Annotated in this window: 20 protein-coding genes; 3 read left to right on the top strand and 17 right to left on the bottom strand. The window is 66.5% G+C overall.

Annotated elements, in window-relative coordinates:
- Positions 1–67: 67 nt before the first annotated feature.
- Together acnA and bamE are read right to left on the bottom strand one after the other, a co-directional pair.
- A complete protein-coding gene (acnA, locus tag BW38_RS15040; protein WP_032975467.1) occupies positions 68–2,821 on the bottom strand; it encodes an aconitate hydratase AcnA in 2,754 nt (917 codons plus the stop codon).
- Positions 2,822–3,078: 257 nt separating this feature from the next.
- On the bottom strand, positions 3,079–3,450 hold the full coding sequence (gene bamE / locus BW38_RS15045) for an outer membrane protein assembly factor BamE (RefSeq protein ID WP_025878954.1): 372 nt from the start codon (positions 3,448–3,450) through the stop codon (positions 3,079–3,081).
- A gap of 190 nt (positions 3,451–3,640) precedes the next feature.
- On the opposite strand from bamE, the gene BW38_RS15050 reads away from it, so the two are divergent.
- From BW38_RS15050 to acnB, 3 genes are read left to right on the top strand one after another with little or no spacing between them, the layout of a single operon-like run.
- The gene (locus BW38_RS15050) at positions 3,641–3,865 is read left to right on the top strand and encodes an AbrB/MazE/SpoVT family DNA-binding domain-containing protein (RefSeq protein WP_025878955.1); all 225 of its coding nucleotides are present in this window, start codon (positions 3,641–3,643) and stop codon (positions 3,863–3,865) included.
- Positions 3,866–3,871: 6 nt separating this feature from the next.
- Complete coding sequence (locus BW38_RS15055) at positions 3,872–4,273, top strand: type II toxin-antitoxin system VapC family toxin (RefSeq protein WP_032975466.1); 402 nt, start codon at positions 3,872–3,874, stop codon at positions 4,271–4,273.
- 41 nt (positions 4,274–4,314) lie between these two features.
- On the top strand, positions 4,315–6,906 hold the full coding sequence (gene acnB / locus BW38_RS15060; protein WP_032975465.1) for a bifunctional aconitate hydratase 2/2-methylisocitrate dehydratase: 2,592 nt from the start codon (positions 4,315–4,317) through the stop codon (positions 6,904–6,906).
- Between the two features lie 178 nt (positions 6,907–7,084).
- Here the strand turns inward: acnB and BW38_RS15065 are convergent, their stop codons facing one another.
- The 15 genes from BW38_RS15065 to BW38_RS15135 all read right to left on the bottom strand — a co-directional run.
- The gene (locus BW38_RS15065) at positions 7,085–8,035 is read right to left on the bottom strand and encodes a hypothetical protein (protein ID WP_032975464.1); all 951 of its coding nucleotides are present in this window, start codon (positions 8,033–8,035) and stop codon (positions 7,085–7,087) included.
- 44 nt (positions 8,036–8,079) lie between these two features.
- Positions 8,080–9,675: a hypothetical protein gene (locus BW38_RS15070; protein ID WP_032975463.1), complete on the bottom strand. Its 1,596-nt coding sequence runs from the start codon at positions 9,673–9,675 to the stop codon at positions 8,080–8,082.
- An 87-nt stretch (positions 9,676–9,762) separates the two neighbouring features.
- Positions 9,763–10,836, bottom strand: a complete 1,074-nt coding sequence (locus BW38_RS15075) for a chemotaxis response regulator protein-glutamate methylesterase (protein ID WP_099783897.1) — start codon at positions 10,834–10,836, stop codon at positions 9,763–9,765.
- Positions 10,833–11,429 (bottom strand): chemoreceptor glutamine deamidase CheD, encoded by a 597-nt coding sequence (gene cheD, locus BW38_RS15080; protein ID WP_025878962.1) that lies wholly within the window; start codon positions 11,427–11,429, stop codon positions 10,833–10,835. The genes BW38_RS15075 and cheD overlap by 4 nt, the downstream gene beginning before the upstream one ends.
- Complete coding sequence (locus tag BW38_RS15085) at positions 11,426–12,295, bottom strand: CheR family methyltransferase (RefSeq protein ID WP_032975462.1); 870 nt, start codon at positions 12,293–12,295, stop codon at positions 11,426–11,428. Before BW38_RS15085 ends, cheD begins: the two co-directional genes overlap by 4 nt.
- A 32-nt stretch (positions 12,296–12,327) precedes the next feature.
- Positions 12,328–14,592 carry a methyl-accepting chemotaxis protein gene (locus BW38_RS15090; RefSeq protein ID WP_032975461.1) on the bottom strand — a complete coding sequence of 755 codons (2,265 nt, stop codon included), beginning with the start codon at positions 14,590–14,592 and terminating at the stop codon, positions 12,328–12,330.
- A gap of 529 nt (positions 14,593–15,121) precedes the next feature.
- Entirely contained in the window at positions 15,122–17,497 is a 2,376-nt protein-coding gene (locus tag BW38_RS15095) for a methyl-accepting chemotaxis protein (RefSeq protein WP_032975460.1), read from the bottom strand.
- Positions 17,498–17,595: 98 nt separating this feature from the next.
- Positions 17,596–17,979: a hypothetical protein gene (locus BW38_RS15100; RefSeq protein ID WP_025878966.1), complete on the bottom strand. Its 384-nt coding sequence runs from the start codon at positions 17,977–17,979 to the stop codon at positions 17,596–17,598.
- Between the two features lie 137 nt (positions 17,980–18,116).
- Entirely contained in the window at positions 18,117–18,608 is a 492-nt protein-coding gene (locus tag BW38_RS15105; protein WP_025878967.1) for a chemotaxis protein CheW, read from the bottom strand.
- 229 nt (positions 18,609–18,837) lie between these two features.
- The gene (locus BW38_RS15110; RefSeq protein ID WP_025878968.1) at positions 18,838–19,611 is read right to left on the bottom strand and encodes a flagellar brake protein; all 774 of its coding nucleotides are present in this window, start codon (positions 19,609–19,611) and stop codon (positions 18,838–18,840) included.
- 213 nt (positions 19,612–19,824) lie between these two features.
- Positions 19,825–22,071 (bottom strand): methyl-accepting chemotaxis protein, encoded by a 2,247-nt coding sequence (locus tag BW38_RS15115; protein ID WP_032975459.1) that lies wholly within the window; start codon positions 22,069–22,071, stop codon positions 19,825–19,827.
- Positions 22,072–22,456: 385 nt separating this feature from the next.
- The gene (locus BW38_RS15120) at positions 22,457–24,436 is read right to left on the bottom strand and encodes a chemotaxis protein CheA (RefSeq protein ID WP_025878970.1); all 1,980 of its coding nucleotides are present in this window, start codon (positions 24,434–24,436) and stop codon (positions 22,457–22,459) included.
- Between the two features lie 45 nt (positions 24,437–24,481).
- Positions 24,482–24,847 carry a response regulator gene (locus BW38_RS15125; protein ID WP_025878971.1) on the bottom strand — a complete coding sequence of 122 codons (366 nt, stop codon included), beginning with the start codon at positions 24,845–24,847 and terminating at the stop codon, positions 24,482–24,484.
- The gene (locus BW38_RS15130) at positions 24,844–25,152 is read right to left on the bottom strand and encodes an STAS domain-containing protein (RefSeq protein ID WP_032975458.1); all 309 of its coding nucleotides are present in this window, start codon (positions 25,150–25,152) and stop codon (positions 24,844–24,846) included. The genes BW38_RS15125 and BW38_RS15130 overlap by 4 nt, the downstream gene beginning before the upstream one ends.
- 94 nt (positions 25,153–25,246) lie before the next feature.
- The coding region (locus BW38_RS15135; protein WP_032975456.1) for a chemotaxis protein CheW at positions 25,247–26,194 on the bottom strand (948 nt) is incomplete at its 5' end.

Below are 26,194 nucleotides of genomic sequence, written 5' to 3'. Positions count from 1 at the left end.
TGAGGATCCGGCCCTTTGTCTTGTCGCAGCCAGGCATGGCCTGGCTCTACCTACGCAGTACGTTCGATCAACGTGCAGCCAGCTGGCGCAGCACGTACTGCAGCAGGCCGCCGTGGCGGAAGTACTCCACTTCCTTCGGGGTCAGCAGCATCACCGAGACTTCGAAGGTCTTCTTCGTGCCATCGGCCTTGGTCGCGGTGACCGTGGCGCGCTTGCTGGCGCCATCCTGCAGGCCGGTGACATCGATCACTTCCGAGCCATCCAGGCCCAGCGACTGTGCGTTTTCGCCGTTGCGGAACTGCAGCGGCAGCACGCCCATGCCGACCAGGTTGGAGCGGTGGATGCGTTCGAAGCTTTCGGCGATGACCGCCTTTACCCCCAGCAGCAGGGTGCCCTTGGCTGCCCAGTCGCGCGACGAGCCGGTGCCGTATTCCTTGCCGGCCAGTACCACCAGCGGCACCTTGTCGGCCTTGTACTTCATGGCCGCATCGTAGATCGCCAGCTTCTCCGGCTGGCCACCGCCGGCCGGGTAGTACAGGGTGTTGCCGCCTTCTTCGCCACCGAACATCAGGTTCTTGATGCGGATGTTGGCGAAGGTGCCGCGGACCATCACGTCATCGTTGCCGCGGCGGCTGCCGTAGCTGTTGAAGTCGGCCGGCTGCACGCCGCGCTCCTGCAGGAAGCGACCTGCCGGCGAGTCCTTCTTGATGTTGCCGGCCGGGGAGATGTGGTCGGTGGTGATCGAATCGCCGAACAGGCCCATCACCCGTGCGCCGTGCACATCATCGATGCTGCCGACCTGCATGGTCATGCCATCGAAGTACGGCGGGTTCTTGATGTAAGTGGATGCATCGCTCCATTCGTACAGGTCACCGTCCGGCGAGGCGATGGTGTTCCAGCGGGTATCGCCCTTGAACACGTCGGCGTAGTTCTGCTTGAACATCTCCGGGCCGACGGTGGCGGCGATGACGTCGCCGATCTCTTTGTTGCTCGGCCAGATGTCACGCAGGTACACCGGTTGACCATCGCTGCCGGTGCCCAGCGGCTCGGTGGTCAGGTCGATGTCGGTGGTGCCGGCGATGGCGTAGGCCACCACCAGCGGCGGGCTGGCCAGGTAGTTCATCTTCACTTCGGGGTGCACGCGGCCCTCGAAGTTGCGGTTGCCCGACAGCACCGAGGTCACCACCAGATCACCACTGGCGATGCCGGCACTGACTTCGGTCGGCAGCGGGCCGGAGTTGCCGATGCAGGTGGTGCAGCCATAGCCCACCACGTAGAAGCCGATCTTCTCCAGCTCGGTGAGAACGCCGGCCTTTTCAAGATAGTCGGTGACCACACGCGAGCCTGGGCCGAGCGAGGTCTTGACCCACGGCTTGCGGTCCAGCCCCTTGGCGGCCGCGTTGCGGGCCAGCAGGCCGGCGCCGATCATCACCGCCGGGTTGGAGGTGTTGGTGCACGAGGTGATGGCGGCGATGACCACCGCACCATCCTTCAGCCGCACCTTCCTGCCGTCCATCTCGATGTCGGCGTAGCCCTTGGCCAGCTGCTCGTTGCCCACTGCGGCGCCGCCGCCTTCATTGACGAAGGTGGAGACATCCTCGCTGCGCTTGTCGCGGTTGGCGGTCATGCCGACCAGCGCGTCGCGGTAGTTCTTCTGCACGTCTTCCAGCAGCACGCGGTCCTGCGGGCGCTTGGGGCCGGCCAGCGAGGGCTTCACCGTGCCCATGTCCAGTTCCAGCGTGGTGCTGTACTGCGCATGCGGGCTGGTGGCGTCGTGCCACAGGCCCTGCGCCTTGGCGTAGGCTTCGACCAGGGCGATCTGCTCTTCGCTGCGGCCGGACAGGCGCAGGTAGGTCAGCGATTCGTTGTCGATCGGGAAGATGCCGCAGGTGGCGCCGTATTCGGGGGCCATGTTGCCGATGGTCGCGCGGTCGGCCAGTGGCAGATGCTGCAGGCCATCACCGTAAAACTCGACGAACTTGCCGACCACGCCGAGCTTGCGCAGCATCTGGGTGACGGTCAGCACCAGGTCGGTGGCGGTGGCGCCTTCGGGCAGCTTGCCGGTCAGCTTGAAGCCGACCACCTGCGGAATCAGCATCGACGAAGGCTGGCCGAGCATGGCCGCCTCGGCTTCGATGCCGCCCACGCCCCAGCCGAGCACGCCGATGCCGTTGATCATCGTGGTGTGGCTGTCGGTGCCGAACACGGTATCCGGATACGCAACGGCCTTGCCGTCCTTGTCCGCGGTCATCACCACGCGGGCCAGGTTTTCCAGGTTCACCTGGTGGACGATGCCGGTGTTGGGCGGCACCACCTTGAAGTTGTCGAAGGCCTTCTGGCCCCAGCGCAGGAAGCCGTAGCGTTCCTGGTTGCGCTGGAATTCAATCTTGCCGTTGAGGTCCAGTGCGTCGGGCTTGCCGAACACATCCACCTGCACCGAGTGGTCGATGACCAGTTCGGAGGGAATCAGCGGATTGATCTGTTCGGGGCGGCCGCCGAGCTTGACCACCGCATCGCGCATCGCGGCCAGGTCGACCACGCAGGGCACGCCGGTGAAGTCCTGCAGGACCACGCGCGCGGGCATGAAGGCGATTTCGGTATCCGGTTCGGCGCTGGGCTGCCAGCGGGCGACGGCCTCGATGTGATCCTTGCCGACGGTGACGCCGCCATCCTCGTGCCGGAGCAGGTTCTCCAGCAGGATCTTCATCGAGTAGGGCAGGTGGGAGATGTCGAAGCGCTGGCCCAGCTTGGGCAGGCTGAAGTAGTCGTAGGTCTTGCCGCCGACGTCCAGCTGGCTGCGGGTGGAGAACGAATCGCTCATGGGGGATGACTCCTCTTGCGGATGGCTTGCAGTGGCCCGCATGGGCGGGCCTGCTTGCGTTTGCCGGTGGCACTCCGGCCCCGGATCCTGCCCAGTATCGGCGATCCAGCGCCCGGCAATGACCCGGCAGGCTTGGAACGCAAGGTTACAGCGGTGTGTGTAGCCTTCGTGTCAGCGTGTGCATCGTTTTTGCGCCAGCCCGCACGCAGACGGGGCGCTCATGGGCGCCCCGTCCAGGAATGCATCGGCTGCAGGACTTACTTGCCGTTAGCGGCATCGATCAGCGGATTGCCGGTCTTGCCGACAGCGTTGCTCTTGGACTTGGCCGTCAGCACGCCCTGCTTGTTGAACTCCAGTACGGTCGCTTCCTGGATGTTCTTGCCGAAGCTCTTGATCTTCACGAAGTCGTAGTACCAGACCTGGGTGTCGCCCAGCTGTTCGCGGCGGCCGGGGGCGCCGAACTTCTCACGGATGTTGTCCTGGGTGGTCTTGCCCACTTCCAGGGTGTCCATCTGCTGCTGGGTGATCTCGATGCCGGTGGTGTAGGCGCCGAACGGGTTGGCATGGGCGGAGGTCGTCGAAACGGCCAGCGGGGCTGCGAGGATCAGGGCAAGGGCGAGCGCGCGCATGAAACTTCCTTATTTATGGAGCGGATAGGTGCGGTTGGAACGCCGGGGCGTCCAGCCGGGGCGCAGCAGGGCTGCTGGGCGAGTCTAACGCCCGGCTGCGACTGACGCGGGATCAAGGTCACATATCGGGAGGTTTGTTCCGGATGCGACGGGTATGTATAATTCATACATACTTTTTGAGGCGTACCCCATGGAAGCCACCGTTGCTGAACGCGGACAGATCACCCTGCCCAAGGCAGTGCGCGATGCGCTGGGCCTGACCAAGGGCACCTTGCTGAAGGTGGAGCTGGAAGGCAGCCGGATCATCCTGCGCAAGAGCGTGGACGATGCGATCTCCCGCGCCCGCGGAAAGTTCTCGCTGGACGGCTTCGAATCGGCTGATGCGGCCGTGCGCGACCTGCGCGACGAGGAGTAAGCGGTGATGATCGCCGTCGATTCACCGGTGCTGGTCGAACTGCTCAGCAACGGCCCGCAGGCCGATGCGGTGGAATCCTGCCTGCGGCAGAGCCTTGTCGGTGGCCGAGTGGTGGTCTGCGGCGCGACCCTGGCCGAGATCTGTGCCGCCCTGCGCGGCGGTGCCGAGGTGCTGGAAGCGCTGGAAGAAATGGGCGTGCACTTCAACGCGCTGGAAGCCAAGTCGGCCCTGCGCGCGGGTGAGATGCATCGCCGCCATCGCCAGCGCGGCGGCAGCCAGCGCCGTGGCCTGGACGAATTCATGATCGGCGCGCACGCCCTGCTGCAGTGCGATGGCCTGATCACCTGGAACGACACGTTTTATCGCGACTACTTCAAGGGCCTGAAGCTGATCGTGCCGCAAGCCTGAGCCCACTTTTTATTCACCTCACGCATTACCCGGGAGTTGTCATGTTGGAAGCCTACCGCCACCACGTCGCCGAGCGCGCTGCGCTTGGCATCCCGCCCCTGCCGCTGACCGCGCAGCAGACGGCCGATGTCATCGAACTGCTGAAGAACCCGCCGCAGGGCGAGGCCGAGTTCCTGCTCGACCTGCTGACCCACCGCGTGCCGGCCGGCGTCGATGACGCTGCCAAGGTCAAGGCCTCGTACCTGGCCGCGATCGCACTGGGCAGCGAGCAGAACCCGCTGATCAGCCGCGAGCGCGCCACCGAACTGCTGGGCACCATGTTGGGCGGTTACAACGTCGCGCCGCTGGTGCAGCTGCTGGACGATGCCAGCGTTGGCGCTATCGCTGCCGACGCGCTGAAGAAGACCCTGCTGGTGTTCGATGCCTTCCACGACGTGCAGGAAAAGGCCAAGGCCGGCAACGCCAACGCCCAGGCCGTGATGCAGAGCTGGGCCGATGCCGAGTGGTTCACCAGCAACCCGGAAGTGCCGCAGAGCCTGACCGTCACCGTGTTCAAGGTGCCGGGCGAAACCAACACCGACGACCTGTCGCCGGCACCGGACGCGACCACCCGCCCGGACATTCCAATGCACGCCCTGGCGATGCTGAAGAACAAGCGTGACGACGCCGCGTTCACCCCGGAAGAAGACGGCAAGCGCGGCCCGATCCAGCAGATCCTGTCGCTGAAGGACAAGGGCCATCTGGTCGCCTATGTCGGCGACGTGGTCGGCACCGGTTCCTCGCGCAAGTCGGCCACCAACAGCGTGCTGTGGTGGACCGGCGATGACATTCCGTACATCCCGAACAAGCGCGCCGGTGGCGTCTGCCTGGGTTCGAAGATCGCCCCGATCTTCTACAACACCATGGAAGATGCCGGCGCGCTGCCGATCGAGCTGGACGTGTCGAAGATGGAGCACGGCGATGTGGTCGAGCTGCGTCCGTACGATGGCAAGGCGCTGAAGAACGGCGAAGTGATCGCCGAGTTCCAGGTCAAGTCCGAAGTGCTGTTCGACGAAGTGCGCGCCGGTGGCCGCATTCCGCTGATCATCGGCCGTGGCCTGACCGGCAAGGCGCGTGAAGCGCTGGGCCTGGCCCCGACCGACCTGTTCCGCCTGCCGGTGCAGCCGGCCGATACCGGCAAGGGCTTCTCGCTGGCGCAGAAGATGGTTGGCCGCGCCTGTGGCCTGCCGGAAGGCAAGGGCATGCGCCCGGGCACCTACTGCGAACCGAAGATGACCTCGGTGGGCTCGCAGGACACCACCGGCCCGATGACCCGCGACGAGCTGAAGGACCTGGCCTGCCTGGGCTTCTCGGCCGACCTGGTGATGCAGTCGTTCTGCCACACCGCGGCCTACCCGAAGCCGGTGGACGTCAAGACCCACCACACCCTGCCGGAATTCATCTCCACCCGCGGCGGCGTCTCGCTGCGTCCGGGCGATGGCGTGATCCACAGCTGGCTCAACCGCATGCTGCTGCCGGACACCGTCGGCACCGGTGGCGACTCGCACACCCGTTTCCCGGTGGGCATTTCGTTCCCGGCCGGTTCGGGCCTGGTCGCCTTCGCCGCTGCCACCGGCGTGATGCCGCTGGACATGCCGGAGTCGGTGCTGGTGCGCTTCAAGGGCAAGATGCAGCCGGGCGTGACCCTGCGTGACCTGGTCAACGCGATCCCGCTGTACGCGATCAAGTCGGGCCTGCTGACCGTGGCCAAGGCTGGCAAGAAGAACATCTTCTCCGGCCGCATCCTGGAAATCGAAGGCCTGCCGGAACTGAAGGTCGAACAGGCTTTCGAACTGTCCGATGCCTCGGCCGAGCGTTCGGCGGCCGGCTGCTCGGTGCGCCTGAACAAGGAACCGATCATCGAGTACCTGACCAGCAACATCACGCTGCTGAAGTGGATGATCGCCGAGGGGTACCAGGATCCGCGCTCGCTGCAGCGCCGCATCGAGAAGATGGAAGCGTGGCTGGCCAACCCGGAGCTGCTGGAGCCGGATGCCGACGCCGAGTACGCCGCCGTCATCGAGATCGACCTGGCCGACATCCACGAGCCGATCGTGGCCTGCCCGAACGACCCGGACGACGTGAAGACCCTGTCCGAAGTTGCTGGCGCCAAGATCGACGAAGTGTTCATCGGTTCGTGCATGACCAACATCGGTCACTTCCGCGCGGCTGCGAAGCTGCTGGAAGGCAAGCGTGACCTGCCGACCCGCCTGTGGGTGGCCCCGCCGACCAAGATGGATGCGTCCGAGCTGACCAAGGAAGGCGTGTACGGCACCTTCGGCGCGACCGGCGCACGCATGGAAATGCCGGGCTGCTCGCTGTGCATGGGCAACCAGGCGCAGATCCGCGAAGGCTCCACCGCGATGTCGACCTCGACCCGCAACTTCCCGAACCGCCTGGGCCGCAACACCAACGTGTACCTGGGTTCGGCGGAACTGGCGGCAATCTGCTCGCGCCTGGGCCGCATTCCGACCAAGGAAGAGTACATGGCCGATATCGGTGTGATCGCCGCCAGCGGCAGCGAGATCTACCGCTACATGAACTTCGATCAGATCGAGGAATACCAGGACGTGGCCAACACGGTCGCTGCCTGAGGGTAGTGCCGGCCGCTGGCCGGTAGCCCGTTGAAACGAAGAACCCCCGGTGAAAGCCGGGGGTTTTTTGTGGTGCCGATGATGCCTGGTAGTGCCGGCCGCTGGCCGGCAGCCGTGCGAGGTCAAGAGCGCTGCCGGCCAGCGGCCGGCACTAGTCGCGATTCAGGTCCGTCCGGGGTCAGGCCTGGCCGGCGGCGGCCGCTTCCTCGGTCACCGCTGGCGTGTCCATCGGCAGCTCCGGTTCCGCGGCCGTTTCCGGCAACGCACCGTGGTCGGGGAACAGGCGCGGCAGCTCGGCGACGAAGCGGACGATGCAGGCTTCGGCGAACTCACGCGATGCAGCTTTCGCCTTGGCGTAGTCGTCGGCCTGCCATTCCTGCAGCGGAGCAACCCGCGCTTCGTCCTGGCAGTGCACGCCCTGGCCGCCACTGGCGCTGCGGAACAGCTTGCGCACCAGCGGGAAGCCGATGGTTACATCGTGGCGCAGCTCATACGGGGTCTCTGCGTCGCTGAGCTTCTGGTACACCAGGGACCACTGGCCGGCGCTGGCTTCCACGGTGCGCGCGTCACTGGGAATGGCGCCGGGATGGGCCGTGAAATAGAGCGCCAGCTGCTCGCGGATCATGCCGGGCAACGCGCCGAAGGCCGGGCTGGGAACGGACTGGATGTCCTCGCCGCGCACGTTGTTCTTGCTGAAGCTGTTGCTGGTGCCGATGTCACCCACGCCGGTGACGAACGCCAAGGCAGACAGACCGACCTTGGCTGCGGTGACCGCGGCGGTGTCACCGCGCATCACCAGGCGCAGCACATGGTCGCCCACGCGATTGCCGTTGGGCCCGACGCCCAGGCCGGAAGTGACCTTTACCCGTTGCAGGCTGCTGAGATCCAGTGCGGGTGCCACAGCCACTGTGACGTCCCCGACGGCTGGTCCGGCGACGGCCGCAGCTGCCGGTGCGGCCTCGGCTATATCGGTTACGGGCGTGGCGTCCGTTGCCGGATCGGGTGATGCCCCGGACGTGACCGCAGAGGCGGCGACAGGCGTGGGTGCTTCGTCGACGGCGTAGGCCGACGGAGCCAGCAGCAGGCTGGCCGCGATCGCGGCGGTGAGGCAGGCTGGGCGTAATGCCACGGTGGTACTCCTTGGGGAAACGTGATGGGTGCGCGCGCTGCAACTCACTGCGCCGCGAATTCCTTGATCGGGAACGCCTTGCAGCGGGTGACCGCGGCGGCGATGTCGACCGGAGCATCGGCGGCGGCATTGCGGCGCTGGTTCACCGTGGACGTCTCCTCCCACAGACTGGGCAACACCTGCGGCGCATCCAGCACGCGTTCGCGCACGGCATCGTGCAGGACGCTGCTGTAATCCGCGGCCGGGACCACCACGCACAGGCGCGTGCCGGGGGTGCTGCTGGCCTGCTGCAGCATCTGCTGCAGTGCCTGGCTGCTGCCTGCATCGTCGCTCAGCCGCTGCGGTGCGCTGCTCAGGCTGGCATCCTGGATCTGCACCTCGCCCGGGCTGAACAGCAGCACCTGCATTTCCTGCCGCGGCTCGATGCGAACCGGTGCGCGGGTGCGCTCACAGATGGTGGGGGTGGCCCGTGCCTGCTGCGGTGTCATGCTGCCGTCGGCATGCACCTGGCGGATATGCAGCCGGCACATCTTGTCGGCCACTTCAAATTCCACCTCGTAATCCTGCCCGGGCTTGGCCACGAACTGGCCTGACAGCTTGCCGTCGCAGTACACGCGACTGCTTGCGTCGAAACGTGCCTCGAAGATCAGCGGCTTGCCACCGGGTACTTCGTATTCCTGGTAGCTGAGCGTGGAAAACCGCTCGTTCTCTTTGCTGCGCAGGGTTTCCGTGACGGGGATGCCGAGCACGCCTTTGTCGCCGGCGTTGTTGTACTTGACGTCGATCCTGTCGCGGTAATCCTCGCGGCAGGCGGCATCGGTGTACAGGGTGGTGGTGCGCCCCAAGGCTGCGTAGACGCGCACCCGTGCCGGGGGAGCGGTGCCGTCAGCATAGGCGCTGACATCTTCAGCGGCCAACGGGCGCGGGTACATTGCGGGGATCCTCTTGACCAGCTTCTCGATGCATTTCATCGTGATCATCTGCGCGGCCCCCTTGAGCCGCGCGTAATCATCGGCCTGCCATGCTTCCAGGGTTGCGCGGTTGTCGCTGTCATTGCAGCTGATGATTTCCGCCAGCGTACCGTCGGCACGCCGCTGCTCGATGGTGCTGGAGTGGTTGAGGCGGTAGAGGGGATCCTTGCGCGTGTTGCCCTGGTGCACCAGTGCCCACGTGTCTGCACTGAAGCGCAGGGTACTGGTCTGCGCGGGCAGCGCGTCGGGTGCATAGCGGAAGTAGCCGCCCACCAGCGCCTTGGCCACGTTTGGCATCAGCGTGATGGCGGGACTGGCTTGTCCTTCGATGATGCTGCCGGGCAGGTTGTTACGCTGGAAGTAGTCCGGCTCGTTGCCGCTGAAGAGAAGCGCGAGCCCCTTAGGCGTGAGCGCCTCGCTGTCATCGGGAGTGACGATGCGCAGCGCCACGTCGGGTGCGTGCATACGCTTCAGCGCGCTGGCCGGACCGCTCTGGATCTGTACGCGATCAGTCCAGGGGGCAGGGTGGTCGGTGGTGGTAGCGGTGGCGGTGGCAGCGACGGGTGGTGTGTGCGGCGGTGCTGATTGTGCGGCAGACGTGGCCGCCAGCGGGGCCAGCAGCGCGGTAGTCAGCAGCGAGGTTCGGGTGGGGAAGCGGCGCTGGGCCACGGTGAAGCTCCTTGAAGAACGAAACAGCTGGCCCCTCCGGGGCCGGCGTTTGAAAGACGGGATGAAGCGCTGCGGCGCTGTGGTCGGTCAGCCGCGGGCCAGCGCCAGCAGTCTTTCGGCAATGCGCTCCAGCGGCACCTGTTCTTCGGCGGCGCCGAGCTTGAAGGCCGCGCCGGGCATGCCCCAGACCACGCTGGTCGCCTCGTCCTGCACCAGCGTCGGCGCGCCGGCCTGGCGCATTTCCAGCAGGCCGCGTGCACCGTCGTCGCCCATGCCGGTGAGGATCGCGCCGATGGCATTGCCGCCCGCGCTCTGTGCCACCGAGCGGAACAGCACGTCCACCGCCGGCTTGTGCCGGTTCACCGCAGGACCATCGTCGACACGGCAGCGCCAGCGCGCACCGTCGCGGATGATCCGCAGGTGCTTGCCGCCCGGAGGCAGGTAGGCGTGGCCGGGCAGCACCGCTTCACCGTCGCTGGCTTCGCGCACGGCCATTGCCGAGTGACGGTCCAGTCGTTCGGCGAAGGCGGTGCTGAAGCTGGCGGGCAGGTGCTGGGTCATCACCACGGCCGGACCGTCGGCGGGCATGCCTTCCAGCACCACGCGCAATGCTTCGGTACCGCCAGCCGACGAGCCGATGGCGATCAGGCGGTCGGTGGTGCGGAACTGCGTTGCTGCTGGGCGCGCGGCAGGGGCGGCATCCAGCGTGAGTTTCGGCGTGGCCACGCGTACCAGCGGGCGCACCCGGGAACGCGCAGCCATCTTTACCTTGGCGATGATTTCATCAGCATAGCCCTGCAGGCCGCGGGCCACGTCGAGCTTGGGCTTGGACACGAAGTCCACCGCGCCCAGGCCCAGTGCCTGCAGGGTGGTATCGGCGCCGCGTTCGGTCAGGGAAGAGATCATCACCACCGGCAGCGGGTGCAGGCGCATCAGGTTTTCCAGGAACGCCAGGCCATCCATGCGTGGCATTTCCACGTCCAGGGTGATCACGTCCGGGGCCAGGCGCTTGATCTTCTCGCGGGCCAGCAGCGGGTCGGCGGCGGTGCCGACCACGTCGATGGCCGGATCGCTGGACAGGATCTCGGTGAGCATCTGCCGGACGACGGCGGAGTCGTCGACGATCAGGACCCGGCAGGGGGCGTTGCCGGTCAGGGTCATTCGAACAGCTCCACGCCACCGGTGACCGGGGCCTTGGACAGGCGTGCGCGCACGGCCGATTCGGTCGCGGCGACTTCGGCTTCGTGGGCGTGTGGCAGGCGCTGCACCACCACGCGGCCGGTATCGGCGAAGAACCAGATCTTGCGCGGATGGATGCCGCACAGGTCCTCGGCGAGGATCGGGATGTGTTCGGCCTGCAGGTACTGGCGCACGAACTCGGCGTTGCGGGTGCCTACCGGATTGCTGGTGAAGCCCTTCAGCACGTTGGCGCCGCCGAACACCTTCGCCTCGATGCGCTTGCGGTGGGCGCCGCGCTTGAGCATGTCGTTGATCAGCAGTTCCATCGCATAGCTGCCATAACGTGCGGGCGCGCCGTCGCCGGCGTTGCCTTCGGGCAGCAGGAAGTGGTTCATGCCGCCGATCTTCAGTACCGGGTCGCGCAGGCAAGCCGCCACGCAGGAGCCCAGCGTAGTGGTCAGCGCGGTGGTGTCATCCACTACCAGATACTGGGTTGGCAGCAGCTTGGCGGCGATGGTCTTGAAGCGTGCGTCCTGGTAGCGCATCACATCGTCGGTACGCAGTGATGCGTTCATGCGCCGGCCTTTGCCGCACGACGGTACAGGGTACGGCCGCAGGGTTGGATCAGATCGGCAGCGTGCAGGTAGTTCTCCGAATGGCCGGTGTAGAGCAGGCCGTCGTCGGCCAGGTGGTTGACCAGGCGGCCAAGAATCGCGCGCTGGGTCGGCTTGTCGAAGTAGATCATCACGTTGCGGCAGAACAGCGCATCGAACGGGCCGCCGACGTCGTAACGCGGTGCCAGCAGGTTCAACGGGCGGAATTCAATCAGTTCGCGCAGCGCCGGCAGTACGCGGCACTGGCCTTCGTTGGGGCCACTGCCACGCTGGAAATAGCGGCGACGCAGGTCCGGATCGAGGCCGGCGACACGGTCGATGTTGTAGACGCCGCGCCCGGCGGTGGCCAGCACCTGGGTGTCGACGTCGGTGGCGACGATGCGTACCGGCGGCTTCAGGGTGCCAAACGCTTCGCAGGCGGTGATCGCCATCGAGTAGGGCTCTTCGCCGGTGGAGGCGGCGCACGACCACAACAGCAGCGGACCGCGCCCGTTGCGCTGCTGCAGCTCTTCGCGCAGCTTGTCGAAATGGTGCGGCTCGCGGAAGAACGCAGTGAGGTTGGTGGTCAGCGCATTGGTGAATGCCTGCCACTCGTCACCATCACCCTGTTCAAGATGGTCCAGGTACTGCTGGAAGCTGCGCATGCCCAGCGTACGCAGGCGGCGCGACAGGCGTCCGTACACCATGTCGCGCTTGGCCGGGGCGAGGGCGATGCCCACGCGCTGGTAGATCAGGTCGCAGACGCGGCGGAAATCACGGTCGGCGAATTCGAATTCGCGCGTACCGCTGACGATGGGGGTAGGGCTCTGCACGGGTGACGTGTCCATCGGCGGGGCGACGGCCGGAGCCGCCGCGAGGATCAGAATTCCTGCCAGTCGCCGTCGTTGGAGACGACGGTGCTGGAGTGGGTACGGCGGATCGGTGCGGGCGTCGACAACGGTCGCGAAGGCGCAGGGCTGGCAGCCTTCGGCGCGACCTTGGCGGTCACCGCCTTCACTGCGACAGCGACCTGGTTGTCGAGGCGGAAGATCGCCACGGCGTCGGCCAGCTGTGCGGCCTGGTCTTCCATCGCCCGCGCGGCGGCGGTGGCTTCTTCCACCAGCGCGGCGTTCTGCTGGGTGGTTTCGTCCATCTGCACCACGGTCTGGTTGACCTGCTCGATGCCGGCCGACTGCTCCTGCGAGGCGGCGGAGATCTCGGCCATGATGTCGGTCACGCGCTGCACCGACGCGACGATCTCACCCATGGTGCTGCCGGCCTGGTGGACCAGGCTGGAACCCTCGGCGACCTTGCCGACCGAGTCGTCGATCAGCCCCTTGATCTCCTTGGCGGCGGCGGCCGAGCGTTGGGCGAGGGTACGCACTTCGCTGGCGACCACGGCGAAGCCACGGCCCTGTTCGCCGGCACGGGCCGCTTCCACTGCGGCATTCAGCGCCAGGATGTTGGTCTGGAAGGCGATGCCATCGATGACCGAGATGATCTCGGCGATCTTCTTCGAGGAGGCTTCGATGGCCGACATGGTGGTGACCACCTGGCCGACCACGCTGCCGCCCTGCGAGGCCACGCCGTGCGCGCCGATGGCGAGCTGGTTGGCCTGGCGCGCGTGTTCGGCGTTCTGGCGCACGGTGGAGGTCAGTTCCTCCATCGAGGCGGCGGTTTCTTCCAGATTGGCGGCCTGCTGCTCGGTACGGCGCGACAGATCGCTGTTGCCCGACGCGATTTCGCCGGCCGACAGGGTGATGCTGGAGGCACTGGCCTGGATCTGGCTGACGATCTGGGTCAGCTGGCTGACCGTGGCGTTTGCATCGTCGCGCATGCGGGCGAACACGCCCTGGTAGTCACCGTGCATGCGTGCCGTCAGGTCGCCGTCGGCAATGGACGACAGCAGCTGCGAGAGCTTGCCGAGGTTGTCATCGCTGACTGCCATCATGGCATTGAGGTTTTCCAGCATGGTGCGGAAATCGTGATCGAAGCGCTGTGCATCGCCGCGCTGGCTGAAGTCGCCCGCAGCGGCGGCACTGGCCAGCTGCTTGATCTCGGCGTTGATGCGGCCGAGGTTGGCCTTGACCGTGTCGACGGTGGTGGTCATCGCCGCCTTTTCGCCCGGGTAGCGCGCGATGTCGCTGCTGAGGTCGCCCACGGCGTACTGCTGCACGACGTTCAGTACATCGTGCAGGGTCTGCACGTGGCTGCCGACCAGGACGTTGGTTTCCTGCACCATCAGTCCGTATTCGCCGGGGAAGCTGCTGGCGTCGATGCGGTAGCTGAGTTCACCGCCATCGTGGCGGCGCGCCATCTCGCGCTGGCCGCTGATGACCGCGTGCAGCTGCTGCTGCATGCGCGACATGGCTTCGAGCAGGCGACCGGTTTCGTCATGCGGCTGCGGGCCGATGTGGCTGTCCAGCTTGCCGCCGGCAATGCCTTCGGCCACGGCGGTGGCCTGCTTCAGCGGACGTGCGATGCGGTTGCCGATGACCCAGCTCAATGCCAGCACGATCAGCACCAGTACGCCGCCGGCCAGGGTCATGATGGCGGTGAAGACCAGTGCCTGCTGCTGCACGTCATCCATGTATACGCCGCTGCTGACCACCCAGTTCCAGGGCTTGAACAGGCCGGCGTAGGACGCCTTGTCGTACAGGCCTTCGCTGTTGGCCTTGGCCCACTTGTAGGAGACCACCCCGCCGCCCTTGCGAGCCACTTCCACCAGGTCGTGGAACAGCTGCACGCCGTCCTCGGAGCGGAAGTCCTTCATGTCCTTGCCGATCAGGTCCTTGCGGAACGGATGCATCAGCACGCGGTAGTTCGTGTCGTAGACGCTGTAGTAATACGTATCACTGTCGGCGCGCATGCGCGCCAGCGCATCGAGCGCGGCCTGGCGGGCGGCGGGCTCGGTGAGTTCGCCGCTGGCGGCCAGCCCGTGGTAGTGGTCGAGGATGCCGTAGGTCAGTTCAACCTGGGTCTTCAACGACGACTTGCGGGTTTCATTGAGGTCCAGGTACTGCATGCGGGCAGCGATCACCGAGAGCGCGATCACGCCGAGTGCGATCAGCAGCGTGAGCAGATTGAGCTTGCGTCGGACGGAGAGATTGCTGAAGTAGTGTTGCCAGCGATGCAGGAGATTCATCGAGCAGTACCCGGGTGGTGGTGGGTGGAGGCGCCGGTGCTGATCGGGAGCAGCGGTGACATGACCGTTATCGGCCGCGGGGGCGGGGGATTGAGGTGGGCTGTTCGAACGTATTCAGGTTCGTTTGCAGCGGCGGCTGCGGCGCTGCCTGCGGCAGGCTGTTGAAGCAACAGCAACAGCAACAGCAACAGCAACAGCGCTCAGGGCTCTGTGTTGATACGTGCTGGTATGGGTCGGGGCGGCCAGGCGGGACACGCCGTAAACCCATCCATGGGGGCTCGATGGCGCCATCCATGGCGCCAACGGTCCCGCCTGGCCGCCCCGACCCATCCCCTCGGGTTTCACTGGCTCGGATGGCAAGTGCATTGGTGTTGGCGGGTGGAAAGAGGGGTCAGATCCGTTTTCCGCAGGAAAACGGATCTGACCCCGGAAGCACTGCGCCGTTGGCTGGACAACACCTGGCGAGGCCGCAAAAAAAAACGCCCCAGCGCAGGGCCGGGGCGTTTTCGTGCCTCAGGTCAGGCAGGTATCAGAATTCCTGCCAGTCTCCATCAGCCAGTTCGGTGGCCATGGATCGGCCGCCGGTGCTGCGGCGGGCCGGCGGTGCCGCCGCTGCCGGAGCCGGGGCTGCCGGTGCCGACGCGCGCGGTGCCGGTGCGCGCGTGGCGACCACGGCTTCGGCTTCGTCGACCACGAAGATCGAGACCGCCTCGCTGAGGTGGCCCGCCTGTTCTTCCATCGCACGTGCGGCGGCGGTGGCTTCTTCCACCAGCGCGGCGTTCTGCTGGGTGGTTTCGTCCATCTGCACCACGGTCTGGTTGACCTGTTCGATGCCGGCGCTCTGCTCCTGCGAGGCAGCAGAGATCTCGGACATGATGTCAGTGACGCGCTGCACCGAGGCAACAATTTCGCCCATGGTGGCGCCGGCCTTGTGCACCAGTGCCGAGCCGTCGTTGACCTTGCCGACCGAGTCGTCGATCAGGCCCTTGATTTCCTTGGCGGCGGCGGCCGAGCGCTGGGCGAGGGTACGCACCTCGCTGGCGACCACGGCGAAGCCACGGCCCTGTTCGCCTGCACGGGCCGCTTCCACCGCGGCGTTCAGCGCCAGGATGTTGGTCTGGAAGGCAATGCCGTCGATGACCGAGATGATTTCCGCGATCTTCTTCGACGAGGCCTGGATGGCCGACATGGTGGTGACCACCTGGCCGACCACTTCGCCGCCCTGCGATGCCACGCCGTGCGCGCCGATGGCGAGCTGGTTGGCTTGGCGGGCGTGCTCGGCGTTCTGGCGCACGGTGGAGGTCAGTTCTTCCATCGAGGCGGCGGTTTCTTCCAGGTTCGCGGCCTGCTGTTCGGTACGGCGCGACAGGTCGCTGTTGCCGGAGGCGATTTCGCCGGCGGCCGAGCTGATCGCACGGCTGGACTGCTTGATGCGGGTGACGATCTCGCTCAGCTGTGCGGCCGTGGCGTTGGCATCGTCACGCATGCGGGCGAACACGCCCTGGTAGTCGCCATGCATGCGCACGGTCAGGTCGCCCTGCGACAGTGCGGCGAGCAGGCCGGAGATCTGTTCGATGCTGCCCGAGTTGGCGTCCAGCAGACCGTTGATCTGCTGGGCCAGCTGCAGGAAGAAGCCTTCCTTGTCGTTGGCATCGATGCGGCCGGACAGGTCGCCGGCAGCGGCCTGGGCGATGACCCGTGCCACTTCCGCCTCGACCTGCGCTTCCTGGGTGCGGTCGCGCCATTCCACCACGTAGCCGACGGTGTCGCCGTCTTCGTTGCGGATGGTCGACACGACCTGGGCGAACTGGGCATCGCCGTACTGCATCGGGCGGCGGGCAACGCCATGCTGCTTGAGGTTGGCCAGCAGGGTATTGTCCATCTCGCCGCGGTGTTCAAGCACGGTGACCGGCTTGCCGACCAGCGAGGCGTGGACGTCGAAGTCGGGCAGGTCGCGGCGCAGCTCGTCCTGGTACTGGGCCAGGGTCTGCTGCAGGGCGCGGTTGCTGTAGACGATGGTGTTGTTGGGGTCGGTGAGGTAGACGCCGGTCGAGCTGTAATCCAGCGCGGTGCGGATGCGCAGGTTCTCGCGGGCGATGGCCTGGTCGGTTTCGGTGCGCTCGCGCAGGTCGCGCTGCATGCGCTGCATGGCCTGCATCAGTTCGCCCACTTCGTCCTGGCGGCTGACGTCGATGTGACCATCGAGCTTGCCACCGGCGACGTCGTTGGCCACCGAGACGGCGCCACGCACGCTGCCGACCAGGGCACGGGCGAACAGCCACACCAGCACCAGGCCGAGCGCGGCGCCGCCGAGCAGGGCGATGACGGTCAGCACGGCCGAGGCGGAGTAGGTGGAGGCGGCTTCGTCGCGCGAGGCGCGGGCGAGGCGGTTGTCTTCGGCGATCAGCGCTTCAAGCGCGGCGCCGGCCTTGCGGTGTTTGGTGCGGGTCTCGCCGACGAAGGTGTCGATCGCATCGTCGGGCAGGTCCAGCTCCAGCATTTCGGTGACGCTGTCATAGGAGGCCAGCGCGTCCTTCCAGTCCTTGGCGAAGGTGTCGAACAGTTTCTTCTGCTGTGCGTTGTCGACCAGCTTCGGATAGTCCTTGATCGACTTGTCCATGCTGGTGCGCAGTTCGACGGCCTGCTTGCGGGCGTCGGCCTTGACGTCGTCGCTGGCGCGGATCAGCTGCTGGTAGGCGCTGTTGCGGTACTCGCCGAGCATGCCGCGCATCTCGCCGGCCATGCGGATGCTCTCCATGCGTGAACCAGCCAGTTCGGTGGTCACGTTGTTCAGCGAATGCAGGCCACGGTAGGCGACGATGCCCTGCAGCAGCATCACCAGCAAGAGGACACCGAAGGTCAGCATGAGCTTCGGCATCAGTTTCAGGTTGTTGATCCACGGCATGGGCGTTGCGATCTCCTAAGGCAGACGCGGCCGGGCGCAGGGCCCGGTTGCAACAGCCACGCCGGCACGCTGGCCGGCGCGGTCTGACGGACAGCGGATTACTTGATGTTGGCCAGCTTCAGGCTGGACGGCGAGCTGACTTCGATTTCCGCGCGCGAGGCGTCGCGCTGGATCTTGCCGATCACGCACACGGTCTTGCCTTCCAGGGTTTCCAGCGGGAAGGAGAACTTGCCGCGGTTCTCGCCGGCGATGCGTGCCGAGAAGGTGTGGCGCGGGAAGGCGCCGCCCATGTACAGGAAGGTCGGCTGGCCTTCGGAACCTTCTGCGAAGCGGGCCTTTTCGACCTTGCCGCAGACCATGCCGTCCTTGCCGACGGCGCGCGGTGCCATCTCCGGCGGAATCATCTCGGCCGACTGCGCGAAGGCGGAGGAAGCGGTGGTGGCCAGGACGGCAGCCGAAACGAACGCAAGCAGGGACTTCATCGGGGTGATTCTCCGGGGATGGTGATGGTGGATCCGGCCTTGGCGCGTTCCTGCGCGACCGGCTTCTGTCCCCCTATCGGCGTGGATGAGGGGAACTGAAGGGCTGCGTAACAGAAACGTGAAAAAGGTCCGTTTGCTCAGGCGGCAGCGTCTTCGACGACGTTGGTCTGACCCATGTCGGCGCTGTCCAGCAGGGTTTCGATATCCAGCAGGATCAGCATGCGGTCGTCGTGGGTGCCGATGCCGGAGATGAAGCGGGTGTCGACGGCGGCGCCGAATTCCGGGGTCGGGCGGATCTGCTCGGCCGACAGCGGGATCACGTCGGAGACGCTGTCGACCACGATGCCGACCACGCGGTCTTCCACGTTGAGCACGATCATCACGGTGAAGGCGTCGTAGCGGGCGTCTTCCAGGCGCAGCTTCAGGCGCAGGTCGATCACCGGCACGATGGTGCCGCGCAGGTTGATCACGCCCTTGATGTAGTCCGGGGCATCGGGGACGCGGGTGACGGCGTCGTAGCCGCGGATTTCCTGCACCTTGAGGATGTCCACGCCGTAGTGCTCGGCACCGAGGGTGAAGCTGAGGAATTCGCCATCGGCGCCGGCGGCGGAGCTGTTCTTGTCGTTCATCGAGGGGTCCTGGTTCTGCCGGAAGTGCCGGTGTCAGGCTCGATATCGGCCCCTGGGTGGGGGACTTTAGGCATCTGGTAGTGCCGGCCGCTGGCCGGCAATCCTGCATCCACGCATGGCGTGGATCTACTGGCTCCCGCATCCACGCATGGCGTGGATCTACTGGCACCGGTATCCACGCGGTTTCGAGGTTGCCGGCCAGCGGCCGGCACTGCCCGCCGTGGGGGTGTCAGAGCTCGCCGTTGCGGCGTGCCTTGCGCTGGCGGTCGATGCGGAAGATGTAGCGCTGGATGGCGCTGTCGCCGCCGCGCGGCAGGTCGTCGAAGCGCATGCCGACGCGCTTGACCTCGGTGCCGTTGGGCAGGCGTTGCGGCAGCAGGTTGCAGACCACCAGTTCGATCTGCAGGTCCGGGCCATCGGGCATCGACAGCTGCGCCCGGTAGCGCTGCTGCAGGCTGAAGATGGCGCAGTCGGTGGGCACGGTTACCGCCAGGCCGCCGCCACTGATGTCCACCACCCGCATCGACAAGGCTTCGGCGCGGGCCTCGCCCGGTGGCAGCAGCAATTGCGGTGAGTCGGTGATGGGGGTCTCCAGCCGGTACAGTTCGCGTCGCTGCAGGTGCACCAATTCATCGGGCAGCGGTGCACGGAACGCCACATGGCCCTCGTTGTCCACGCGCTGCAGGTCATGCAGGCGGAAACGCACCAGTACCCGTTCCAGCTGGGCGAAGCAGAGCAGGTGGTCGGACTGTTCGGCGGCGCGGTTGGAAGCCTCCTGCGGGCTGCCATCGAGCAGCAGGAAATCCTCGTCGTCGTCCAGTTCAAGCAGGGCGGTGGGGAAGGATCGATCGCGGCCGTCGATATGGGCGTTGATCAGTGATCGCTGGTCGATCAGTGAACGCAGCAGCTGCCGCACCTGGCGGGGGTTGCGGACCAGAAAGCGATCATCCGCGGCATCGGCCGCATGGACTTCGGGCAGTGCAGTGTCGTGGCCGTCGGACATGGAATCTGTGGTCAGGGGCGGGCGCCGACGCGTGTGGGCGCGTGGCTCGAAAGAAGTATCGGCTGCGTTGCGGATTTATGTAGCACCGAACGCACTCGTTTGCTCCGTTGTGCCATGCCCGCGGCGGTCGGGCACGAGTGGTGCCCGGGCCGGGCATGGCCCGGCGCTGCCTTTCCGCTGACGGGGTGGCGCGCGGCCACCCCGATGCTGCGATCAGAACTCCTGCCAGTCGCCGTCACCGGCCAGGGCCGGCTGCGCAACGGGCTTGCGCACGCGCGCAGGTGCGGCGATGGATGCGGGCGCCGCCTTGCGCGGAGCACTGCTGGCCACGGCCATGGCTGCGCGCGGTATCGCATTGCCCGCGCTCGGTGCGGCCAGGCGGAAGCGTGCGACGGCCTCGCCCAGCTGTGCGGCCTGGTCTTCCATCGCCCGCGCGGCGGCGGTGGCTTCTTCCACCAGCGCGGCGTTCTGCTGGGTGGTTTCGTCCATCTGCACCACGGTCTGGTTGACCTGCTCGATGCCGGCGGACTGCTCCTGCGAGGCGGCGGAGATCTCGGCCATGATGTCGGTCACGCGCTGCACCGACGCGACGATCTCGCCCATGGTGCTGCCGGCCTGGTGGACCAGGCTGGAACCCTCGGCGACCTTGCCGACCGATTCGTCGATCAGCCCCTTGATCTCCTTGGCGGCGGCGGCCGAGCGCTGGGCGAGGGTACGCACCTCGCTGGCGACCACGGCGAAGCCACGGCCCTGTTCGCCGGCACGGGCCGCTTCCACTGCGGCATTGAGCGCCAGGATGTTGGTCTGGAAGGCGATGCCATCGATGACCGAGATGATCTCGGCGATCTTCTTCGAGGAGGCTTCGATGGCCGACATGGTCGTGACCACCTGGCCGACCACTTCACCGCCCTGCGAGGCCACGCCGTGCGCACCGATGGCGAGCTGGTTGGCCTGGCGCGCATGTTCGGCGTTCTGGCGCACGGTGGAGGTCAGTTCCTCCATCGAGGCGGCGGTTTCTTCCAGATTGGCGGCCTGCTGCTCGGTACGGCGCGACAGGTCACTATTGCCCGAGGCGATTTCGCCTGAGGCCAGGGTGATGCTCGAGGTGCTGGCCTGGATCTGGCTGACGATCTGGGTCAACTGGGCGACGGTGGTGTTGGCATCGTCACGCATGCGGGCGAACACGCCGTGGAACTGGCCGTCCATGCGTGCGGTCAGGTCGCCCGCGGCGATGGACTGCAGCAGCTGCGACAGCTGACCAAGATTGCCGTCGGCGACCTCCATCATGCTGTTGAGCTGCTCGATCATCACGCGGAAATCGTGATCGAAGCGCTGCGCATCGCCGCGCTGGCTGAAGTCGCCGGCCGCAGCAGCCGATGCCAACTGCTGGATCTGCGTGTTGATGGCCAGCAGGCTGGCCTTGGCCGCATCCATCGATTCGTGCAGGATCGCGCGGCTGCCCGGCAACCGGCGCGCATCGGGGGTGAGGTTGCCGGTGGCGTACTGGTTGAGCACATCGATGGCATCACGGATCGCATCGAGGTGTTCGAAGATCACCGTGTTGATGCCGCCGGCGAGCTGGCCATAGACGCCCGGGAAGTCTTCCGGAATGCGGTGGCTGATATCGGGGCCGGCATGCATCTGTGCCATCAGCTGGGTCTGCTCGGAGAAGCGACGCAGCATCGCGGTCATCTCCGCGGTGGCCGCCAGCATGCGACCCGCCTCATCCTTGCCGGTGGCCTGGGTAGTGACGCTGAGATCGCCGCGGGCGACGGCCTGGATGGCGTGCACGGCCTTGCCCAGCGGGCCGACCACGGCGCGCGAGATGATCACCGCCAGGGTGGCGGCGACCACGACCAGCAGCACGATGGCGGCGATGATGGCCAGCATGCTGTTGCGGTGGGTCGCGTTGGCGTCGTCGATCTTGCCCTGCATCTGGGTTCCCAGCAGCGCACCCAGCGCCTTCAGGTCTTCGAAAGCTTTGCGGCGCAGGGGGCGCGACTGCTCATCGGAAATCTGCCGGGCCGCTTCGCCATCACCGGCGGTGGCCGCTTCGCGCAGCTTGGTATTGGCGGCGAAGTAGCCATCGACGTCGGCCTGCACGGCCTGGTACAGCGTGCGCTCCTTGTCGCCGGACGGCAGCTTGGCATAGGCCGCCAGCTGCTCGCGCACCACTGCAGCGGTGTCGTTCATGCGCTTGTTGTAGTCGGCGACCTTCTCCGGCTGGTCCAGCATGCTGATCTGGGCCAGTTCATAGGTGCGGAACTCGCCCAGCTGCGAGCGCACTTCACCGAGGTACTGCACCGATGGAATGTCGTTGGTCGCCATCGAGGTCAGCTTGGCGTTGGCTTCGGACAGGCGGACCAGGGCGAACGCACCCAGCACGACGGTCATCAGGGTGGTCAGGGTGAATCCCACAGCCAGCTTGCGGGCGATGGGCAGATCGTGGAACCACTTCATGCAGGGTGCTCCAAGGTGGGCAGAATACCCGCGGCGGCGCCGCGGGCAAAAGGTCGTTGCAGGAGGGAACGGTGGTGCCGGGTGAAGGATCGGTGACTGCCGTCAACCCGAGATAGCGGCGCAGCTGCGCCGTACTTTATGGACCGATGTCACATTCGCTGGCGTAGGGGAAACCAACGGAAAGCAAGCAGTGGCGGGGCTTTCGCCGTGGCGGCGTGGTTTCAGGCGAAACCATGCGCCCGATCAGGTTCACGACGCAGGACGACGGAGTTCACAGTTGCGGGGGCCGCCGCGTTGCGCGTGGGTACGATTGCTGCCTGCGCCCGCGCGCAAACGAAAACCGCCGCCCCGGAGGGCGGCGGTCAGGTACAACGTGTAGCGCAGCTCAGGCGGCCTGCGGCACCCGCAGCGAACGCACCAGGCCGCCGATGTCGACGATCAGGGCGACGCGGCCATCGCCGAGGATGGTCGCACCGGAGACCCCGCCGATGCGGCGGTAGTTGTTCTCGATGTTCTTCACCACGACCTGCTGCTGGCCGACCAGCTCGTCCACTTCCAGCGCGATCTTCTGGCCATCGCCTTCAACCACCACCACCAGCGATTCACTGCCGGGTGCACGCTGGCCATAGCCGTAGTACTCGCTCAGCGACAGGATCGGCAGGTATTCGCCACGCACGCGCAGCACGCGGCCTTCGCCGGCCATGCTGCGGATGTCGTCAGGCTGCGGCTGCAGTGCTTCAAGCACGTACGCCAGCGGCAGGATCAGGGTTTCGCCGGCCACCGCTACGGTCATGCCGTCGAGGATGGCAAGGGTCAACGGCAGCCGGATCAGCGTACGGGTGCCGGTACCGAGGCCGCTTTCAATCTGCACCTCGCCACCGAGCGCCTGGATGTTGCGGCGGACCACGTCCATGCCCACGCCACGACCGGACAGGTCGGTGACCGCATCGGCGGTGGAGAAGCCGGGCTGGAAGATCAGGTCCCAGACCTGCGAGTCGGTGGGGTTGTCCGGTACGGCCAGGCCGCGTTCCTGCGCCTTGGCCAGGATCTTCTCGCGGTTCAGGCCGCGGCCGTCGTCGCTGACTTCGATGACGATATGACCGCCCTGGTGCGAGGCAGCCAGGGTGATCGTGCCGGTCTCGTCCTTGCCGGCATCGCGACGCACGTCCGGCATTTCCAGGCCGTGGTCGATGGAATTGCGGACCAGATGCACCAGCGGATCGGCGATCTTCTCGATCAGGCCCTTGTCCAGCTCGGTGCCTTCGCCGATGGTGCGCAGGCGCACGTGCTTGCCCAGGCGGCCGGACAGGTCGCGGACCAGACGCGGGAAGCGGCGGAACACTGCGTCGACCGGCAGCATGCGCACGCCGATTACAGCCTCCTGCAGGTCGCGGGTATTGCGTTCAAGCAGGTCCAGGCCGGCGAACAGGCTCTCGGCATGCACCGGGTCCAGCGCGTGCGAGACCTGCTTGAGCATGGCCTGGGTGATGACCAGTTCACCGACCAGGTTGATCAGTGCATCGACCTTGTCGACGCTGACACGGATGGAGGTTTCTGCTTCCTGGCTGGCCCCGGTGCTGGCCGTCGGTGCGGCAGCGGCGGGCGCAGGGGCAGCGACCGGCGCGGCGGCCGGTGCCTGGGTGGCCAGGCTCGGCGGTGCGGCCGGACGGATGTCCAGTTCGCAGTCGTCCAGCACCCAGGCGAAGGTGTCTTCGATCTTGCTGCGCGGCACCTTGCCGACCAGGCCCAGGTCCCACGCCAGGTGGGCTTCAAGCGGGTCGAGCTGGGCGAAGCCGGGCAGGCGATCCATGCGCGCGGCCACCTGCAGCGAACCCAGGTGTTCCAGTTCGCGGATGATGCGCAACGGGTCGTTGCCACTCATGAACAGTGACGGCGCCGGGGTGAAGCCGATCTGCCAGGCTTCCGGCGTGTCGTCCACCTTGCTGGCGGCAGCGGGTGCAGCGGCGGCGGGTGCCTGGCCGGACAGCACCGCTTCCAGGCGCGCCTTCACCGCAGCAACCGCTGCAGGATCGGCGGGCTGGCCGTGCTCGGCCTCGCGCAACAGGGCGCGCAGTACGTCCACCGACGACAGCATCGCATCGACGGCGTTGCCTTCCAGTGCGCGCTTGCCGGCCCGCAGCTCATCGAGCAGCGTTTCCAGCACGTGGGTCAGCCCGGCGATGGCATCGAAGCCGAACGTGCCTGCGCCACCCTTGATGGAGTGGGCGGCACGGAACACCGAGTTGATGATCTCCGGGTCCTGTTGTCCCGATTCCAGGGCCAGCAGGCCAGCCTCCATGGCGTCGAGGCCTTCGCGGCTCTCCTCGAAGAAGGTGGCGTGGAAGCGTTGCAGGTCCATGCTCATGGCAGTGGCGATCCGGAAGCGAAGAGGGGGAGCAGTGCGGGGCGATCAGCCCAGCACTTTCTGCACGGTGGCGACCAGCTGTTCGGGATTGAACGGCTTGACCAGCCAGCCGGTGGCACCGGCGGCCTTGCCTTCGGACTTCTTGTCCGCTGCCGACTCGGTGGTCAGCATCAGCATCGGCGTGAACTTGTAGTCCGGCAGCTGGCGCAGTTCGCGGATCAGCGCGATGCCGTCCATGTTCGGCATGTTGACGTCGGTGACCACCGCATTGAAGCGCTGGCCCTTGGCACGTCCGAGCGCGACCGCGCCGTCTTCAGCTTCTTCGACGGCAAAACCGGCCGAGGTGAGGGCGAAGGAAACCATCTGGCGCATCGACGCCGAATCGTCCACCACCAAGATACGTGCGCTCATGCAGCGTTCTCCACAGATTTCAGGTTGTCATGGGGTACGTCCAGGCCCAGGGCCTGGGTGACGCCCAACAGGCGTGCAGCGTCACGGAAGGTTGCAGTGCAACCGTGGAAGCCGGTGCCCAGGCCTGCCTCGCGGCGGGCCTGCACGAAGGCGCACAGCACCTGCATGCTGGCGGTGTGGATGCGGCCGACCTGGCTTGCATCCAGGGTCAGCTCGCCTGCTTCCGCCACCAAGGGCGAAAGGCGGTTCTTGAGCTCGGTGCTGCTCTCGATGCCGAGATCCTCACCCAGTTCGACAGTGCTCATCGTTGCTCCGGACAAACGGTTCCAGCATTCATAACGGCACCGTGGGGCGGTTCTTTAGGGGTATCGGCGCTGCGCGCCGATTCAGAGCACGGATTCACCCCAGCAGCTGCGTGGCGTCGAGCAGGATCATCGGCCGCTGGCTGATGCGGGCCACGCCACGGAACAGTTCATTGGAGATCTGGCAGATGCGGGCGGTATCGGGTGGTTCGATCTGCGAGTCGGTCAGGTTGGCGACGTCCTCCACGGCCGACACACGCAGGCCCAAGGTCTCGCCGTTCTCTTCAAGCACGACGATGCGGGTCTGCGCGTCATCCTCGGCGGAGGCCGCACCCAGGTGCAGGCCGAGATCCATCACCGGCACCACCTGGCCACGCAGGTTCATGATGCCGAGCATTTCCGGGGCAGTGCCGCGCAATGGCAGCAACGGCACCGGCAGCACCACTTCCTGCACCTTCAGCAGTTCCAGCGCGTAGGCCTGGGTGCCACAGCGCAGGCGCAGCCAACGCGACGTGCGTTCGCCGGCGCGGCGGTTCTGCGGATGCGGGCTGCTGGCGGGCTGATGCGCCTGGGCCTGCAGCTCCTGCCAGGAACCGGGGCGGTTGCTGGAGGGGGTGTCCACCGCGAACTGCGGCGGCGGTGCGACAGCGGCGCGGGTCATCGATGGCATCGGTGCTGGTGCGGGGCGCGCGGCGGCCTTGGCAACGGCCGGCGCAGCGATGTCAGCAACCACTTCGCCGTCGGCGGCGGCTTCGAAGGCGGCCTGCAATCCGGGGCTGTCGGTGTGCGCCAGGCTGTCGGCGGCGTCGGTTTCGTAGATCACTTCGTCCGGCAGGTCATCCCAGGTGGGTTCCGGCGCGGGCGGTGCGACAGCGGCAGTGGCCACGGGCGCGGTTTCATGGACGACCTCGGCCGGCAGGTCGTCCCAGGTGGGCTCGCGGTCAGCGTCGGCGGCAGGTGCGGCAGCAGCGTCGAAGGCGGCTTCCAGCGCCGCATCATCGTTGGCCGGAGCGGCTGCGACGGCGTCGGTTTCGTAGATCACTTC

The organism is Stenotrophomonas sp. RIT309 (genome assembly GCF_000632045.1).
Lineage (GTDB): Bacteria > Pseudomonadota > Gammaproteobacteria > Xanthomonadales > Xanthomonadaceae > Stenotrophomonas > Stenotrophomonas indicatrix.
This window is presented reverse-complemented; position numbering and strand designations above follow the sequence as displayed.

Excerpts from the sequence above, each read along its gene's own strand:
- acnA (WP_032975467.1), bottom strand. The coding sequence starts at position 2,821 with ATGAGCGATTCGTTCTCCACCCGCAGCCAGCTGGACGTCGGCGGCAAG.
- bamE (WP_025878954.1), bottom strand. The coding sequence starts at position 3,450 with ATGCGCGCGCTCGCCCTTGCCCTGATCCTCGCAGCCCCGCTGGCCGTT.
- BW38_RS15050 (WP_025878955.1), top strand. The coding sequence starts at position 3,641 with ATGGAAGCCACCGTTGCTGAACGCGGACAGATCACCCTGCCCAAGGCA.
- BW38_RS15055 (WP_032975466.1), top strand. The coding sequence starts at position 3,872 with ATGATCGCCGTCGATTCACCGGTGCTGGTCGAACTGCTCAGCAACGGC.
- acnB (WP_032975465.1), top strand. The coding sequence starts at position 4,315 with ATGTTGGAAGCCTACCGCCACCACGTCGCCGAGCGCGCTGCGCTTGGC.
- BW38_RS15075 (WP_099783897.1), bottom strand. The coding sequence starts at position 10,836 with ATGACCCTGACCGGCAACGCCCCCTGCCGGGTCCTGATCGTCGACGAC.
- cheD (WP_025878962.1), bottom strand. The coding sequence starts at position 11,429 with ATGAACGCATCACTGCGTACCGACGATGTGATGCGCTACCAGGACGCA.
- BW38_RS15085 (WP_032975462.1), bottom strand. The coding sequence starts at position 12,295 with ATGGACACGTCACCCGTGCAGAGCCCTACCCCCATCGTCAGCGGTACG.
- BW38_RS15090 (WP_032975461.1), bottom strand. The coding sequence starts at position 14,592 with ATGAATCTCCTGCATCGCTGGCAACACTACTTCAGCAATCTCTCCGTC.
- BW38_RS15095 (WP_032975460.1), bottom strand. The coding sequence starts at position 17,497 with ATGCCGTGGATCAACAACCTGAAACTGATGCCGAAGCTCATGCTGACC.
- BW38_RS15100 (WP_025878966.1), bottom strand. The coding sequence starts at position 17,979 with ATGAAGTCCCTGCTTGCGTTCGTTTCGGCTGCCGTCCTGGCCACCACC.
- BW38_RS15105 (WP_025878967.1), bottom strand. The coding sequence starts at position 18,608 with ATGAACGACAAGAACAGCTCCGCCGCCGGCGCCGATGGCGAATTCCTC.
- BW38_RS15110 (WP_025878968.1), bottom strand. The coding sequence starts at position 19,611 with ATGTCCGACGGCCACGACACTGCACTGCCCGAAGTCCATGCGGCCGAT.
- BW38_RS15115 (WP_032975459.1), bottom strand. The coding sequence starts at position 22,071 with ATGAAGTGGTTCCACGATCTGCCCATCGCCCGCAAGCTGGCTGTGGGA.
- BW38_RS15120 (WP_025878970.1), bottom strand. The coding sequence starts at position 24,436 with ATGAGCATGGACCTGCAACGCTTCCACGCCACCTTCTTCGAGGAGAGC.
- BW38_RS15125 (WP_025878971.1), bottom strand. The coding sequence starts at position 24,847 with ATGAGCGCACGTATCTTGGTGGTGGACGATTCGGCGTCGATGCGCCAG.
- BW38_RS15130 (WP_032975458.1), bottom strand. The coding sequence starts at position 25,152 with ATGAGCACTGTCGAACTGGGTGAGGATCTCGGCATCGAGAGCAGCACC.